Here is a 14,367-nt window from a genome sequence, read left to right as displayed (position 1 = left end):
TATGGGACAAATTCAACTGAACCAGGTGACCAAAAGCTTCGGCGATGTTCAGGTCATCCCGCCTTTGGACCTGACCATTGAAGACGGTGAATTCTGCGTCTTCGTTGGCCCCTCGGGCTGCGGCAAGTCCACCCTTCTGCGCCTGATTGCCGGGCTTGAGGATGTGAGCTCGGGCCATATTGCCATCAACGGAAAAGATGCGACCATGACACCGCCGGCCAAACGCGGCCTGGCAATGGTGTTTCAGTCCTATGCGCTTTACCCGCATATGACGGTACGCAAGAACATCGCGTTTCCGATGAAAATGGCCGGCATGTCTGAAGACGAACAGAAACGCCGGATCGATGCCGCTGCGACGGCGCTGAACCTGACCGACTATCTGGACCGTAAACCGGGCCAGCTTTCGGGTGGTCAGCGTCAGCGGGTCGCCATTGGCCGCTCGATCGTTCGCGAACCGGACGCCTTCCTGTTCGACGAACCGCTGTCGAACCTGGATGCGGCATTGCGGGTCGGTATGCGCCTTGAGATCAGCGAACTGCACGAACGTCTGCAGACCACGATGATCTATGTGACTCATGATCAGGTCGAAGCTATGACAATGGCCGACAAGATCGTGGTCCTGCGCTCTGGCTACATCGAACAGGTTGGCTCGCCTCTGGACCTGTATCATGCCCCGCGCAACAAGTTCGTGGCCGGGTTCATCGGCTCGCCGAAAATGAACCTCATCGAGGGCCCCGAAGCCGCCAAGCATGAGGCGCATACAATCGGGATCCGCCCTGAACACATCGACGTCAGCAAGACGGAAGGCACCTGGAAAGGCGTCGTCGGGGTTGCCGAACACCTTGGATCGGACACGTTCATCCACGTTCACGACACCGGCCTTGCTGACATGATCACCGTGCGCATCATCGGCGATATCGAAGCCAAGCATGGCGATACCGTGTACCTCACGCCGCAGCTCGATCAGATGCACAGGTTCGACGACAAGGGCCTGAGGATCGCCTGATGCGATTGGCGGGTAAATCAGCCCTTATCACTGGCGCCGCCCGAGGAATCGGGCGCGCCTTTGCCGAATCTTACCTGCGCGAAGGCGCGCGGGTGGCGATTGGCGATATCGATTTCGACCGCGCCCAGACAACCGCGTCCGAACTGCGCGCGGGGGCGATGGCCGTCAGGCTTGATGTGACCGATCAGGACAGCATCGACCTCGCCGTTGCCGAGACCGTCGCATGCCACGGGCAGATCGACATTCTGATCAACAACGCGGCGGTGTTCACTGCCTCCCCCATCGTCGAAATCACCCGCGAAGACTATGACCGGGCCTTTGACGTCAACGTGACCGGCACGCTGTTCACCCTTCAGGCTGTCGCGCGTCACATGATCACCTCGGGCATCCGGGGCAAGATCATCAACATGGCCAGCCAGGCTGGTCGGCGGGGCGAACCGCTGGTCGCGGTTTACTGCGCCACCAAGGCCGCCGTGATCAGCCTGACCCAGTCTGCCGGGCTGGACCTGATCCAACACGGCATCAACGTCAACGCCATCGCACCCGGTGTGGTGGATGGCGAACACTGGGACGGCGTCGATGCGTTCTTTGCCGAATACGAAGACAAAGAACCAGGCCAGAAAAAACAGGAAGTCGGAGATGCCGTCCCCTATGGGCGCATGGGCCGCCCCGAAGACCTGACCGGAATGGCCGTGTTTCTGGCCAGTGACGAGTCCAACTACATCGTTTCTCAATGCTATAACGTGGATGGCGGACAATGGATGAGCTGATCTCCCTTTCCAACGCAACGCTGGATCAACTCGCAGTCGAGCATCCGCGCTATGACCGGTCGCGACTGAGCCCGGGTATCGTGCATATCGGCGTCGGAAATTTTCATCGCGCGCATCAGGCCTGGTATCTGCACCGGCTGATGCAGGACGGGCTGGCACAGGATTGGGCCATCATCGGCGCAGGCGTGCGCCCTTACGACGCCGCAATGCGCGAAAAACTGTTGGCGCAGGATTGCCTGACGACCCTGATCGAACTTGACCCCGATTCAACCTCGGCCGAGGTGATCGGATCGATGATCGACTACCTGCCGATTGACACGGACAATGCGTCCCTGATCCGGCAAATGGCCAACCCTGCGATCCGCATTGTCTCGCTGACTGTCACCGAGGGCGGATACTATATCGACCCGGTTGACAAATCCTTTGATGCCCACCACCCCGACATCCAGCACGATGCGGCGCACCCGGATACGCCCTGCACCGCATTCGGTGCCATGGTCGCAGCCCTGCGCCAGCGCCGCGCAGCAGGTCACGCCCCCTTCACCGGGATGAGCTGTGACAACCTGCAAGGCAACGGCAAGATCCTGCGTCAGGCCGTGGTGTCCTTGGCCCGGATGAGTGATCCGGGCCTTGCCGAGTGGATCGATACGCAAGGTGCGTTTCCCAACTCAATGGTCGACAGCATTGCCCCGTCGACTGGCCCGGTTGAAATGGCTCTGGTGCATGACCTCGGCATCAACGACGCCGCCCCGGTGACGCATGAACGCTTTCGCCAGTGGGTGATCGAAGACAGTTTCTGTGCCGGACGCCCTGACTGGGACAAGGTGGGCGCGACGTTCTCGGACGACGTGCATGCTTATGAAACCATGAAGATCCGCATCCTGAATGCCGGTCATCAGGTCATTGCCAACGTCGGAGAAATCCTGGGGCTGGACACAATTGCCGATTGCATGGCGCATCCGCTGGTATCACGGCTGTTTCAAAAGGTTGAACGCGAAGAAATCGCGCCAACAGTCGACCCGGTTCCCGGAATGACACCACATGCCTATGTCGATCTGATCGAACGGCGCTTTGCCAACCCCAAGATCGTTGACACCACCCGGCGTGTCGCCTTTGACGGCTCGTCCCGCCACACCGGTTTTGTCTTGCCAATCCTGCGCGATCAGCTTGCCGCAGGCGGATCCGTTCAGGGGCTGGCGCTGGTCGAAGCGCTTTGGGCGCGGATGTGCGCAGGGACCCGCGAAAACGGGGCCGTGATTGTTCCGAACGATCCGTTCTGGGATGACCTGAACCGGCACGCCTTGTCCGCGCGGGACTATCCCGCCGACTGGTTGTCACAAAAACAGATCTACGGCGATCTGAGCACGGCCCAACCTTTTGCCGAAGCCTTTGAAAGCTGGCTGGCCCTGATCTGGTCCGAGGGCTGCGAAGCCGCCATTCAGACCTACGTAAAGTGATAGATTACGGATCGGGCCTGCCCCGATCCGTGATTTTCACATCAGCTGAGATCGACTGTCCCGGTCGACAGCCCCACCGACAGGTGCACCGACCCTTCGTTGACCAACCAACGACGCAGCACATAGGTGCGTGCGCCCCGCGCGTGCATCGGATCGGCTTTTGCGATGGCCTGAGCTTCTTCAAACGACGCCGCGCGATAAATCATCAACCCCGCCCCTTCCATCATCTCGCCGCTCAGATCCGACATCGGGCCGGCCAGAACCAGCTTGCCTGTGATTTCCAGATCGCGCTGATACGCCAGATGGTCGGCCAGAACATCCGGAACCGCAGGCCCCGATTCGGACGGTGTGCTTTCCACCGCATAAAGCTCTAATGCCAGCGCGCCGCGCTCTTTGGCGTGTTGTTTATAGTCGTCCCATCTGGGCATGGCGGTTTTCCTCCAAAAAAATCGATATTAATTGACACTCTACAGAATAATCGGCAAAGATGGTAAAAATTTCTGGGGGACAGCATGCGATTCATAGTTGGAAGCGTGGATGGAAACACAGGCGTGTTTCTGGTGAAAAATGAAGTCGCAAAGCGGCTTCCGGGCGATGCCCAGGACTTGATGCCACTTATCACGGGCGAGTACGGCCCGGTCGCGGAGTATGCCGATGTGGCTGGACCCGAGATTGCGGTCAGTGACATCGTGCCCGCCCTGCCGGTTGAACGTCCCGGCACAATCATCTGCCTTGGTCTGAACTATGTCGACCATATCAAGGAAGGCGGATACGACATTCCGGACTACCCTGCCCTGTTCATGCGCGGGCGCCATTCGATCATGCCAGCCGGTGCACCGATGGTGCGCCCGACCTGCTCGGAAAAGCTGGATTACGAAGTCGAACTGATGTTGATCGTCGGCAAGGGCGGGCGTCATATCAAAGAAGAAGACGCACTGGACCATGTGTTCGGCTATACCCTGTTCAACGACGGGTCGGTGCGCGACTACCAGCGCAAGACGCATCAATGGACTCCGGGGAAGAACTTCGACGATACCGGCGCCGTTGGCCCGGTCGTCGTGACCCCGGATGAGTTACCCGAAGGCGCGACAGGTCTGAAGATCGAAAGCCGCGTCGGTGACGAGATCCTGCAAAGCGCAAACACCGGCGACATGATGTGGTCGGTCGCGCGCACCATCGCGACGATTTCCGAATACACCACGCTGGAACCCGGCGACCTGATCGCCATGGGCACGCCTCCGGGTGTGGGTCACGCCAAAACCCCGCCGCGCTGGTTGCGCCCCGGCGAAACTGTCGAGGTCGAGATCGAAGGTATTGGCATCTGCGCCAGCCCCATCGTGGACGAAGCAGATCTTGCATCGGGTGCCGCAGAATGACCGCGCCTGTCGGCAAAGACCTGGAACGGGTGCGTGCAGAAGCGCAAGAAGCCGTGCGCAGATTGCGTGAACAGCGCCCCACTCTGGACGATCTGTCGATTGACGTGATCCTGACCAATGCCCGGTCGCACTATGCCTGGCAGGACAAGCCGGTTTCGACCGAATTGCTGCACCGTTTGTACGAAATCACCGCCGGTGGCCCGACCAGCATGAACACCTGCCCGGCCCGGTTCATCTTTGTGACCTCGGACGCAGGCAAGCAACGGCTGGCCAAATCGCTCAAGGCCAAGAACATCGACAAGATGATGGATGCGCCGGTCACGGCGATCATCGCGCATGATCTGGAATTCTGGCGCGACCTGCCGTTCCTGTTCCCGCACGAAGACCGCCGCCCGCATTTCGAAGGCAAGCCCGAGCATTCCGAAACCACTGCGTTTCGCAATGGCACCCTGCAAGGCGCATACTTCATGATCGCCGCCCGGGCGCTTGGTCTGGATGTCGGCGCGATGAGCGGCTTTTCGAACGAGATCGTCGATCAGGAATTTTTTGCCGGCACAACGCTCAAGTCGAATTTTTTGTGTAACCTTGGCTATGCTGACGAGTCCGCGCTGTTTCAAAAACTGCCGCGCTTCCCGTTCGACAAAGTTTGCAGTTTCGCGTGAGGGCATCATGGCAATTAGACAAAAATCCAAGGTAACGATCAAAACCACCGGAGAAACATCCGGCCACGCCCGCACCGATGTCGCGGTCCGCGATCTGACCGTGATCATCGACGAACCCGTGGAACGCGGCGGCACCAATCTGGGCGCCGCGCCAACCGAATACGCTTATGTGGCGTTGATGGGTTGCACCACGTCCATCGGCAACAAATGCGCCAAGGCGTTGGGCGTCGATATCGGCAAACTCAGCTACGAGATGGAGGTCGATTTCGACCGCCGTGGCGTGTTGCTGATGGAAGAAGTCGACGTACCGTTCCCCGCCATTCGATTGCTGGTCACCGTACATGGCCCCGCCAGCGCCGAGGAAATCGAACAAGTGGCGGCCGAAACCGCGAAATACTGTGCCATTTCCAAGCTGTTCGAAGCAGCGGGCACGAAACTGGAGGTTCACTGGCGCAAAGCGTGAGCCACACATCAACCATCCAAGGGAGGAAACGATGGCTGTATTTTCAAAAGGACTGGCGTTTGGCGCGCTGTTGGCGACACTGACCGCCATACCCGCCTATGCCACCGAAACCATCAAGGCCGTGGTCATCGACGGCTATCCGGCACGCGCACTTTGGGTCAAGGAATTCTCGGAATTCTTCATCCCCGAAGTCGACAAGAAGCTAGCCGAAACCGGCAACTACAAGATGGACTGGCAAGAAAGCTATGGCGGTTCCATCGTCAAACCCAAGGGCGTGCTGGAAGGCGTGAAACTGGGCCTTGGCGACATCGGCATCGTCACTACGATCTTCCACTCGTCCAAACTGCCAAGCCAGGCAATTTCCGCTGTGACCCCGTTTGTCGCTGCTGATTCACGCGCCGTGGCCAAAGCGGTGGATGAAATCGCCAAAGAATTCCCGACCATGCAGAAGGAATTCGAAAAGCAAAACCAGGTCTATCTGGCGACCGGCGTTGTGCTGGACACCTATCAGGTGTTCTCGACAGCCCCGATCACCTCGCCCAAGGACATGGAAGGCGCCAAGGTTGCCGGTGCGGGCATGAACCTGCGCTATCTTGAAGGCATCGATGGGGCGGCTGGTGTGCGTGGTGGTCTGACCGACTTCTACAACATGCTGCAGACCGGTCTGGTCGACAAAGCCATGCTGTGGCCCGAAGCCGCCAAGACCTTCAAGATCGCTGAAGTTGCGCCGCATATGCTGAGCGTCGATCTGGGTGCTGTGAACTCCAAGACCGTGACAGTCAACGCGGACTTCTGGAAGAAACTGCCCGATGAGGTCAAAGACGCCTTGCAAGAGGTCGCCGTAATGTACCGTGATCACGTGGCCGGACTGGCCATGGACCGCGCAGCGGCTAGCCGCGAGGCGTTTGTCGCAGCCGGTGGCACCATCACCGAAGCCAGCGCCGAAGACCGCGCAGCCTGGGCTGCAGCGATGCCCAACATCGCCGCCGAATGGGCTGCCAACCTGGATGCCAAGGGGGAACCCGGCACCGAGATGCTGCAAGCCTATCTGAGCAAGCTGGAAGCCGCCGGATACACTGGTGTGCGCGACTGGACTGCCGAATAATCACTACGTGAAAGGGCCGGATCGGGATGATTTCTGCACTTAAGAAAACTGTTCTGGCCCTCTCCAGACTAAGCAACGGGGTTGCCATCGGCGCAAACGCCATTGGCACCCTTGTTGTTCTGGGGCTGGTCGCCATCGTGAACTTCGACGTTGTCGCGCGCGGTGTGTTCAATGCTCCATTTCTGGGCGCGGTCGAGGTCGTCCAGTTCTCGATGGTCCTTATCGTGTTTCTGCAATTGCCGGATGTCGTGCGGGTCAACCGCCTGACCCGGTCGGATGGGTTTTTGGTGGTCATCGGAACCCGGTATCCACGCGTGGCGGCAGGTTTGCGGCATGTCATCGACAGTATCTCGGCCGTATTCATGGCGCTGATCGCCGTCGCGATCTGGCCCGAGTTTCTCGATATGTGGGATACCAAAGATTACTTTGGCGTGCCGGGCGTGTTCACCGCGCCCTGGTGGCCGATCAAGCTGGTCATTTTCCTGAGCGCCGCCCTGTGTGTGGTGATCTTTTCGCTCAAGGTTCTGACCCGCGCTGAAAAACCCGAACTTGTGCGGGTGCCTGAACATGAGGACGACGCCACATGAGCCCCTTTGAACTTGGCATGTGGTCCGTCGGGGCCATCGTCTTCCTGATCTATATGGGGGTCTATATCCCCATCGCGCTTGGGGTCGTTTCGTTCGTTTCCATCTGGCTGATGCGGGACAATTTCGACCTTGCGATGAACCTGCTAAAGATCGCTGTCGGCGACAGCGTCATGGAATACACCTTTGCCACGGTCCCCCTGTTCACCTTCATGGGGTTGGTGGTCTCCAAGGCCGGTCTTGGCAGCGATGTGTACGAGGTCATGAGCTCGGGCTTCCGCCGTGTCAAAGGCGGGATCGGCATGGCAACCGTGGGCGCAAACGCGGTGTTTGCCGCCGTGACAGGGTCATCCATCGCTTCGGCTTCGGTGTTTTCCAAGGTCTCGGTGCCGCAGATGCTGCAATACGACTATAACCCGCGCTTTGCCGTGGGCGTGGTCGCCGGGTCCTCGGTTCTGGGCATGATCATTCCGCCCTCTGCGATGCTGATCATCTATAGCTTTGTTGCCGAACAATCGGTGGGCGAGATGTTCCTGGCCGGGGTCGTTCCAGGCCTGATGCTGGCCTTTGCCTATGTCGCCGCGATCTGGTTCATGGGCCGGTTTTTCCCGGACTTTGTCGGCGGTCGCCCGGCGTCGGATTACGAAATGCTGCCATGGGGCGAAATCGCGTCCAAAACCCTCCCCATCATCGGTCTGATCGTCGTGGTTCTGGGCGGCATCTATACCGGCTGGCTGACCCCGGTCGAAGCGGGCGCAACCGGTTCTGTCGTCGCCCTGCTGATCGCGCTGGTGCGCCGCCGCATGACACTGCATTCGTTCTGGGAAGCGTTGCTGGAAACTGGTCATATCACGGCCTCGATCCTGTTCCTGATCACAGCCGCCTCGATTTACAGCCGGATGCTGGGCCTTGCCGGTCTGCCCAATGAACTGGGTGATCTGCTGGCCGGATCCAACGCCAGCTTCTTTATCATCATGCTGCTTTACGTGCTGATGATGCTGTTCCTTGGTACCTTGCTGGACACCGCCTCGATCATCCTGATCGTCGTGCCGCTGTTCCTGCCCCTGATCGAACCGATGGGCCTCAGCCTTGTCTGGTTTGGCATCATCACCGTGGTTGGCGCCGAAATCGGACTGCTGACGCCGCCCTTGGGCATCTCGTGCTTTGTCATCAAGGCTACGCTGAACGATGACCGCATCTCGCTTAAGGACGTGTTCCTTGGCGCCCTGCCCTTTGCAGGCGTGATGCTGATCGTCCTTATCCTGCTGATCCGCTACCCCGCGCTCAGCCTTGCCATTCTGAACTAAGAGGCACACCCCATGCGCACCGTCACCAAAGACAACATCACCGACGTCTTCACCGCCTATTTCGGGGACGACACTGACCCGCGCGTGCGCGAGGTTCTGGCCGCCCTTGCCCGCCACATCCATGACTTCGCCCGCGAGGTGAACCTGACCCATGAGGAATGGAACGTCGGCATCGACTTCCTGACCCGCGCAGGCGACATCACCACGCCAGAACGGCAGGAATTCGTTCTGTTGTCAGACGTCATGGGCCTGTCGTCACTGGTCGACATGCTGCATTCCACCCCCGAGGCGACCAGCTCATCCGTGCTGGGCCCGTTCCACGTGTCAAATCCGCCGCCGCTTGCAATTGGTGGCGATATGAAGGGCGATTTCGAAGGCGAAGTTCTGCTGGTCGAAGGCACCGTGCGCGATACTGACGGTGCCCCCATCGCCGGGGCCAAGCTCGACATCTGGCAAACCGCGCCCAACGGCCTCTATTCCAGCCAGGACGAAAATCAGCACATCCATTCCTTCCACGGCTTGATGACAACAGACGAAAACGGGCGCTATGCGTTTACCACCGTGCGTCCGGTCAGCTACACCGTGCCCGATGACGGACCCGTTGGCGATATCCTGCGCGCCGCCGGACGCCACCCATGGCGCCCCTCGCACCTGCATTACATCGCCTCGGCAGACGGTCATAAAACCCTCGTGACCGAGGTCTTTCCCGATGACGATCCCTATCTGGATCAGGACACGGTGTTCGGGGTGCGTGACGATCTGGTCATGACCTATGTCGAAGAACCGGCGGGCAGCTTCCCGGACGGGTTCGACCTGTCGGGTAAGGTGGACGGACCCTATTCGCGCGTCGATTTCGATCTGGTTCTGGCCAAGGCCTGATCCGGATCAGTCGCGCGGCTGGCCGTTGTCATCCAGCAGGTCGGTCAGAAAGGCCCCTGTCTGGCGATAGTGGTCGATCAAACGCCGCGCGGCCAGATCAGCATCCCGTTCAATCGCGGCAGCCAGAATGTCGGCGTGTTCCCTGGCGATATCGCGTTTCTGATACCCAAGCGCCCTGCCGGCCAGATACCGATAGCGAATGTTAAGATCATACAGCTGATTGCAGAACTTCATCAGAACGGGTGAATCGCAATTGTCCAGCAACGCCATGTGAAACGCCTTGTGGCGTTCTTCAAACGCTTCGTCATTGTCCCGCCCTTCACGCACCATCCGATGATGGGCCAGCACCAGCCGTTCTTCCCATGCATCATCCCCGTTCGCGACGCTCTTGCGCAGCGCCATGTCTTCCAGATGGCAACGCAGTCCAAGGATCTCTTCGAAATTGGCCTTGCTGGTGGCCGCCGCGCGAAACCCGCGTTGATCAATGCGTTCGACCAACTGGTCTGACGTCAGCAGGCTCAGCGCCTCGCGCACCGGCGAAGCACCGGTATCCAGCACTTTGCGCAGCGTGTCGATCTTAAGCTTTTCGCCGGGCGAAAACTCCCCAATCAGGATCATGCGACGCAGGGCAGCATAAGCTTTGTGAGTGGCAGATGACGGGGTGACCGGCAGCGGCTCAGCTGCTTGCTTAGTGATATGATCCATACACCTGAAAATATCGAGTTTTTACAACTTTTCAACAAAACCATGCAGAAAAGCTGTAAAAACGATTTTACTTGCCAGATACCACGACCGGACTAGCGCCAAGTTTCGGAAATCACCGATCCGGTGGCGTCAGATAGGCCAGCGACGTGCCCGGCGTGTGGTCGCGCAGCTCCAGCCGCCCGATGGCCTGCAGATGCACCTCGTCCGGACCGTCCGCAAACCGCAGCGCCCGCCCCCAGGAATAAATGTCGGCCAACGGCGTGTCCGGCGTCAGCCCCATCGCCCCGAACGCCTGAATGGCGCGGTCCGTCACCCGCGTGTGCAATTGCGGCGCAATCACCTTGATCATCGAGATTTCCTTGCGCGCCGCCTGCGCCCCGACCTCATCAATCATCCACGCGGCTTTCAGAACCAGCAAACGTGTCTGTTCGATTTCGATCCGGGATTTGGCGATCCATTCGCGGATCACCCCCTGTTCGGCCAGAAACTTGCCAAACGTTTTGCGCTCCTGCACCCGCTCGACCATCAGTTCCAGCGCAAGTTCGGCGGCCCCGATCGACCGCATGCAGTGATGGATCCGTCCCGGCCCAAGCCGCGCCTGGGCCAGGGCAAAGCCCGAGCCTTCTTCGCCCAGAAGATTGGTGGTCGGTACCCGCACGTTCTTGAACACGATCTCGGCGTGCCCTTCAGGGGCCGTGTGGTTCAGCACCGTGGGGTTACGCACGATTTCGACCCCCGGCGTGTCCTTGGGCACGATGATCATGCTTTGCTGCTGGTGCCGGTCCGCGTCGGGGTCGGTCTTGCCCATCACGATGAACACCTTGCAGTTCGGGTGGCAGGCATTCGTGATGAACCATTTGCGCCCGTTCACCACGTATTCATTGCCATCAATCCGGATCGACGTGGTGATATTGGTCGCATCCGATGACGCCACATCGGGTTCGGTCATCGCAAAGGCCGACCGGATTTCACCGTTCAGCAGCGGCATCAGCCAGGCTTCGCGCTGTTCGGGTGACGCGAACATGTGCAGAAGTTCCATGTTGCCGGTGTCGGGCGCGTTGCAATTGAACACTTCGGGTGCCCAATGCACGCGGCCCATGATCTCGGCCAGTGGCGCGTATTCCAGATTGCTCATCCCCTGCCCGGGTTCGTCGTCTGCCAGCGATGGAAGGAACAGATTCCACAGCTCTTCTTCGCGCGCCAGTGCTTTCAGATCTTCCATGAAAGACACCGGAAACGTCCCTTCATGGATCTCACGATTGTACTGCCCAATGCGCGGGATGATATGCGCGTCCATGAAGGCCAACAGCTTCTGGCGCATGTCCTCGGTGTGTTGGGAATAGGCAAATTGCATGGACGTATCCTTTCTTCGCTTCGGGCGCGCGTCTTCGCAGCCGTTGCTAGCGCAGGAAAAGTCATTTACAAACTTTATATTAAGAATATCTATCATTCGGATATGACATGATCGAAAAACTCACCCAAATCGATCTCAACCTGTTTGTCATTTTCGACAGGATCTATTCCGAGCGCAATCTGACCCGCGCGGCCGAACAACTGGCGCTGTCCCAGCCAACGGTCAGCAATGCCTTGGCGCGGCTTCGCAAAACGCTGGACGATCCGCTTTTTGTCAAAACCCAGACCGGGATGCGCCCGACCGCTTATGCCGAAAGCATCCGTGACAGCGTCAGCGAGGCCTTGAGGCTGCTGACCACATCGGTTCAGGAAACCGCGCAGTTTGACACCGCCCGATCCAAACGCGTGTTCCGGATGTCGATCATCGATCTGCTGGACGCGCCGGTTCTATCGTTTCTGACCTATCTCACTGACCCGCAGACCACGCTGGGGTTCCGCAGCTTCAGACTGAACCGGAAAGAGATCCTCGGGGCCCTGTCATCGGGCGAAATCGACGTTGCAGTCGACATTGCATTGCCCGAAACCGGGGCTTTGGTCAGAACCCCTTATGCAGTCGATCAGTTTGTCTGTGCCATGCGCCCTGATCACCCTTTGGCCGACCAGCCGCTGACGTTAGAGGCCTATCTGGCGGCCGCCCATATCCACGTCTCTGGCCGCAAGAATGGCGGCGGCCCGGTCGACATTGCGCTCAGGCGCAAAGGGTTGAAACGCCGGATCACGGCGCAACTGCAAAGCCATGTCGCGGCGCCCGCTCTGGTACAATCCTCGGACTACCTGATAACGGCCCCATCGGCCTGGGCGGCAGGCCACGGCCTGTTGCTCAAGCCCCTGCCCCTGCCGGTCGACCCATTGGCGACCTACCTCTATCGGCACCGCCGCAGCGACGGCGATGCCGCTATTTTATGGCTCTATGACCAGATCCGGTCACACAGCCCACTGGTTTAACCCATCAGGCAGTCGCCATGGACCTCGCGCAGCTTGTTTTTCAGAACCTTGCCGGTCGCCCCCAGCGGCAGTTCATCGACAAAAATGACCAGATCCGGGGTTTGCCACTTGGCGATCTTGCCGTCGTACCATTCAATCAACTCGCCTTCGCTGACCTCACCCGCCTTCACCGCGATCAGAACCGGGCGTTCATCCCATTTGGCATGACGCGCCGCGATCACGGCGGCGTTGGCAATCGCCGGATGGCCAATGGCGATGTTTTCCAGCTCAACCGTTGAAATCCACTCACCGCCCGATTTGATGATGTCTTTGGAGCGGTCGCGGATCACCATATACCCGTCCGGATCGATGGTCGCCACGTCGCCAGTGTCGAACCAGCCATCATCCGTCAGGGCAGGTTCGTCCTGACCGAAATAGGTATCCACAATCCAATGGCCGCGAATATGCAGCTCACCTTGGGTTTCGCCATCATGCGGCAACGGTTTGCCCTCTTCATCGACAATCCGCAAATCAACACCCATCGGCGGACGTCCCTGCCCAAGACGCAAGGCCGACATATCTTCGGGTGACAGATCGGCATGCTTGGTCTTGGGTTGGTTCAACGTTCCCAAAGGCGACGTCTCGGTCATGCCCCAGGCGTGGATCAGTTCGATCCCATGTGCATCGCGGAATTCGGCGAACATGCTGGGTGGCATGGCCGAGCCACCAACGATGGTGCGGCGCATGGTCGGCGCATGGGTGCCGCGTTTTTTCAACTCGGCAAGCAGGCCCAGCCAGATGGTCGGCACGCCAAGCGAGATCGACACTTTTTCACCGTCGATCAGATCGACAAGGCTGGCCCCGTCCATACCCGGACCCGGCAGCACCAGTTTCGACCCCATGATAGCGGCAATATAGGGCACACCCCAGGCAGAGACGTGGAACATCGGCACCACCGGCATCACACAATCGCGCGCCGACAGGTTCATCCCGTCCGGATTGTTGCCCGCCAAAGCGTGCAACATGATCGAACGATGGGTATACTGCACGCCCTTCGGGTACCCCGTTGTACCGGATGTATAGCACAGGCTGGCCGGGCTGTTTTCATCGATCTCGGGCCAGTCGAAATCCGGATCTCCGGTTTCCAAAAGCTCGTCATAGAACACCAGCCCCGGCACGGCGGCAGCGGCCTCTTCATCGCGCGGACCCATCAGGACCACGGCCTTGACGCTTTCCAGCTTGGACCCCAGCATCGCGGCGACCGGCAAAAACGTCTTGTCCAGAAACAGGACCCGGTCTTGCGCGTGGTTGATGATATACGCCAGCTGTTCAGGGTGCAGGCGCGGGTTGATCGTGTGGCAGACCATGCCACCGCTTGAGACACCGAAATAGATTTCAAGATGGCGGATGTTGTTCCATGCGATGGTGGCGCAGCGATCCCCTTCTTCAATGCCCAGCTTGCTCAGCGCCGAGGCCAGACGGCGGGCGTTTTGCTCAACACCTTTCCAGGTCGACCGGCGGACCCCGCCCGAGGTTTCAACCGACGCGATTTCGGTATCGCCGTGAAACTTGCCTGCGTGTGTGATGATCGATCCAACAGTCAGCTGTTGGTGCATCATTTTGCCTGTGATCATGGGGATCTCCTCCGTAAACGATTGTGTTGGCGCACTCATACGAACTTGGCCCGGTCCAGACACCGCAAACGCTGCGTTACTT

15 protein-coding genes are annotated in these 14,367 nt (G+C 59.2%); 11 read left to right on the top strand and 4 right to left on the bottom strand.

Going from position 1 to position 14,367, the window contains the following annotated elements:
* The first annotated feature begins 1 nt into the window (after window position 1).
* Genes FOY56_RS05935 through FOY56_RS05925 form a run of 3 tightly spaced genes read left to right on the top strand, consistent with a single transcriptional unit; the run spans window position 2 to window position 3,233 of the window.
* Window positions 2-1,006 carry an ABC transporter ATP-binding protein gene (locus FOY56_RS05935; RefSeq protein ID WP_146344894.1) on the top strand — a complete coding sequence of 335 codons (1,005 nt, stop codon included), beginning with the start codon at window positions 2-4 and terminating at the stop codon, window positions 1,004-1,006.
* Window positions 1,003-1,776 (top strand): L-iditol 2-dehydrogenase, encoded by a 774-nt coding sequence (locus tag FOY56_RS05930; protein WP_281288804.1) that lies wholly within the window; start codon window positions 1,003-1,005, stop codon window positions 1,774-1,776. Before FOY56_RS05935 ends, FOY56_RS05930 begins: the two co-directional genes overlap by 4 nt.
* Complete coding sequence (locus FOY56_RS05925; protein ID WP_146344892.1) at window positions 1,764-3,233, top strand: mannitol dehydrogenase family protein; 1,470 nt, start codon at window positions 1,764-1,766, stop codon at window positions 3,231-3,233. Before FOY56_RS05930 ends, FOY56_RS05925 begins: the two co-directional genes overlap by 13 nt.
* Before the next feature lie 41 nt (window positions 3,234-3,274).
* Here the strand turns inward: FOY56_RS05925 and FOY56_RS05920 are convergent, their stop codons facing one another.
* Entirely contained in the window at window positions 3,275-3,661 is a 387-nt protein-coding gene (locus FOY56_RS05920) for a YciI family protein (protein ID WP_146344891.1), read from the bottom strand.
* 84 nt (window positions 3,662-3,745) lie between these two features.
* On the opposite strand from FOY56_RS05920, the gene FOY56_RS05915 reads away from it, so the two are divergent.
* From FOY56_RS05915 to FOY56_RS05885, 7 genes are read left to right on the top strand one after another with little or no spacing between them, the layout of a single operon-like run.
* Window positions 3,746-4,609: a fumarylacetoacetate hydrolase family protein gene (locus tag FOY56_RS05915; protein ID WP_146344890.1), complete on the top strand. Its 864-nt coding sequence runs from the start codon at window positions 3,746-3,748 to the stop codon at window positions 4,607-4,609.
* Window positions 4,606-5,271 (top strand): malonic semialdehyde reductase, encoded by a 666-nt coding sequence (locus FOY56_RS05910; protein WP_146344889.1) that lies wholly within the window; start codon window positions 4,606-4,608, stop codon window positions 5,269-5,271. The genes FOY56_RS05915 and FOY56_RS05910 overlap by 4 nt, the downstream gene beginning before the upstream one ends.
* A 7-nt stretch (window positions 5,272-5,278) precedes the next feature.
* Window positions 5,279-5,734: an OsmC family protein gene (locus FOY56_RS05905; protein WP_146344888.1), complete on the top strand. Its 456-nt coding sequence runs from the start codon at window positions 5,279-5,281 to the stop codon at window positions 5,732-5,734.
* A gap of 31 nt (window positions 5,735-5,765) precedes the next feature.
* Window positions 5,766-6,839, top strand: a complete 1,074-nt coding sequence (locus tag FOY56_RS05900; protein ID WP_146344887.1) for a C4-dicarboxylate TRAP transporter substrate-binding protein — start codon at window positions 5,766-5,768, stop codon at window positions 6,837-6,839.
* Between the two features lie 26 nt (window positions 6,840-6,865).
* On the top strand, window positions 6,866-7,426 hold the full coding sequence (locus tag FOY56_RS05895; protein WP_146344886.1) for a TRAP transporter small permease subunit: 561 nt from the start codon (window positions 6,866-6,868) through the stop codon (window positions 7,424-7,426).
* Window positions 7,423-8,730, top strand: a complete 1,308-nt coding sequence (locus tag FOY56_RS05890) for a TRAP transporter large permease (protein ID WP_146344885.1) — start codon at window positions 7,423-7,425, stop codon at window positions 8,728-8,730. The genes FOY56_RS05895 and FOY56_RS05890 overlap by 4 nt, the downstream gene beginning before the upstream one ends.
* A 12-nt stretch (window positions 8,731-8,742) precedes the next feature.
* Entirely contained in the window at window positions 8,743-9,609 is an 867-nt protein-coding gene (locus FOY56_RS05885; RefSeq protein WP_146344884.1) for a dioxygenase family protein, read from the top strand.
* A gap of 6 nt (window positions 9,610-9,615) precedes the next feature.
* On the opposite strand, the gene FOY56_RS05880 is transcribed toward FOY56_RS05885, so the two are convergent.
* Window positions 9,616-10,314 carry a GntR family transcriptional regulator gene (locus FOY56_RS05880; RefSeq protein ID WP_146344883.1) on the bottom strand — a complete coding sequence of 233 codons (699 nt, stop codon included), beginning with the start codon at window positions 10,312-10,314 and terminating at the stop codon, window positions 9,616-9,618.
* A gap of 112 nt (window positions 10,315-10,426) precedes the next feature.
* A complete protein-coding gene (locus tag FOY56_RS05875; protein WP_146344882.1) occupies window positions 10,427-11,668 on the bottom strand; it encodes an acyl-CoA dehydrogenase family protein in 1,242 nt (413 codons plus the stop codon).
* 107 nt (window positions 11,669-11,775) lie between these two features.
* On the opposite strand from FOY56_RS05875, the gene FOY56_RS05870 reads away from it, so the two are divergent.
* Complete coding sequence (locus FOY56_RS05870) at window positions 11,776-12,672, top strand: LysR family transcriptional regulator (RefSeq protein ID WP_146344881.1); 897 nt, start codon at window positions 11,776-11,778, stop codon at window positions 12,670-12,672.
* Here the strand turns inward: FOY56_RS05870 and FOY56_RS05865 are convergent.
* A complete protein-coding gene (locus FOY56_RS05865) occupies window positions 12,669-14,282 on the bottom strand; it encodes a long-chain fatty acid--CoA ligase (RefSeq protein ID WP_146345151.1) in 1,614 nt (537 codons plus the stop codon). The two genes, FOY56_RS05870 and FOY56_RS05865, sit on opposite strands and share 4 nt — an antisense overlap.
* Between the last annotated feature and the right edge of the window lie 85 nt (window positions 14,283-14,367).

It is taken from the genome of Falsiphaeobacter marinintestinus, assembly GCF_007923355.1.
Classification (GTDB): Bacteria; Pseudomonadota; Alphaproteobacteria; order Rhodobacterales; family Rhodobacteraceae; genus Phaeobacter_A; species Phaeobacter_A marinintestinus.
Note: the sequence above shows the minus strand (reverse complement) of the source record. Positions and strands in the feature narration are given on the sequence as shown.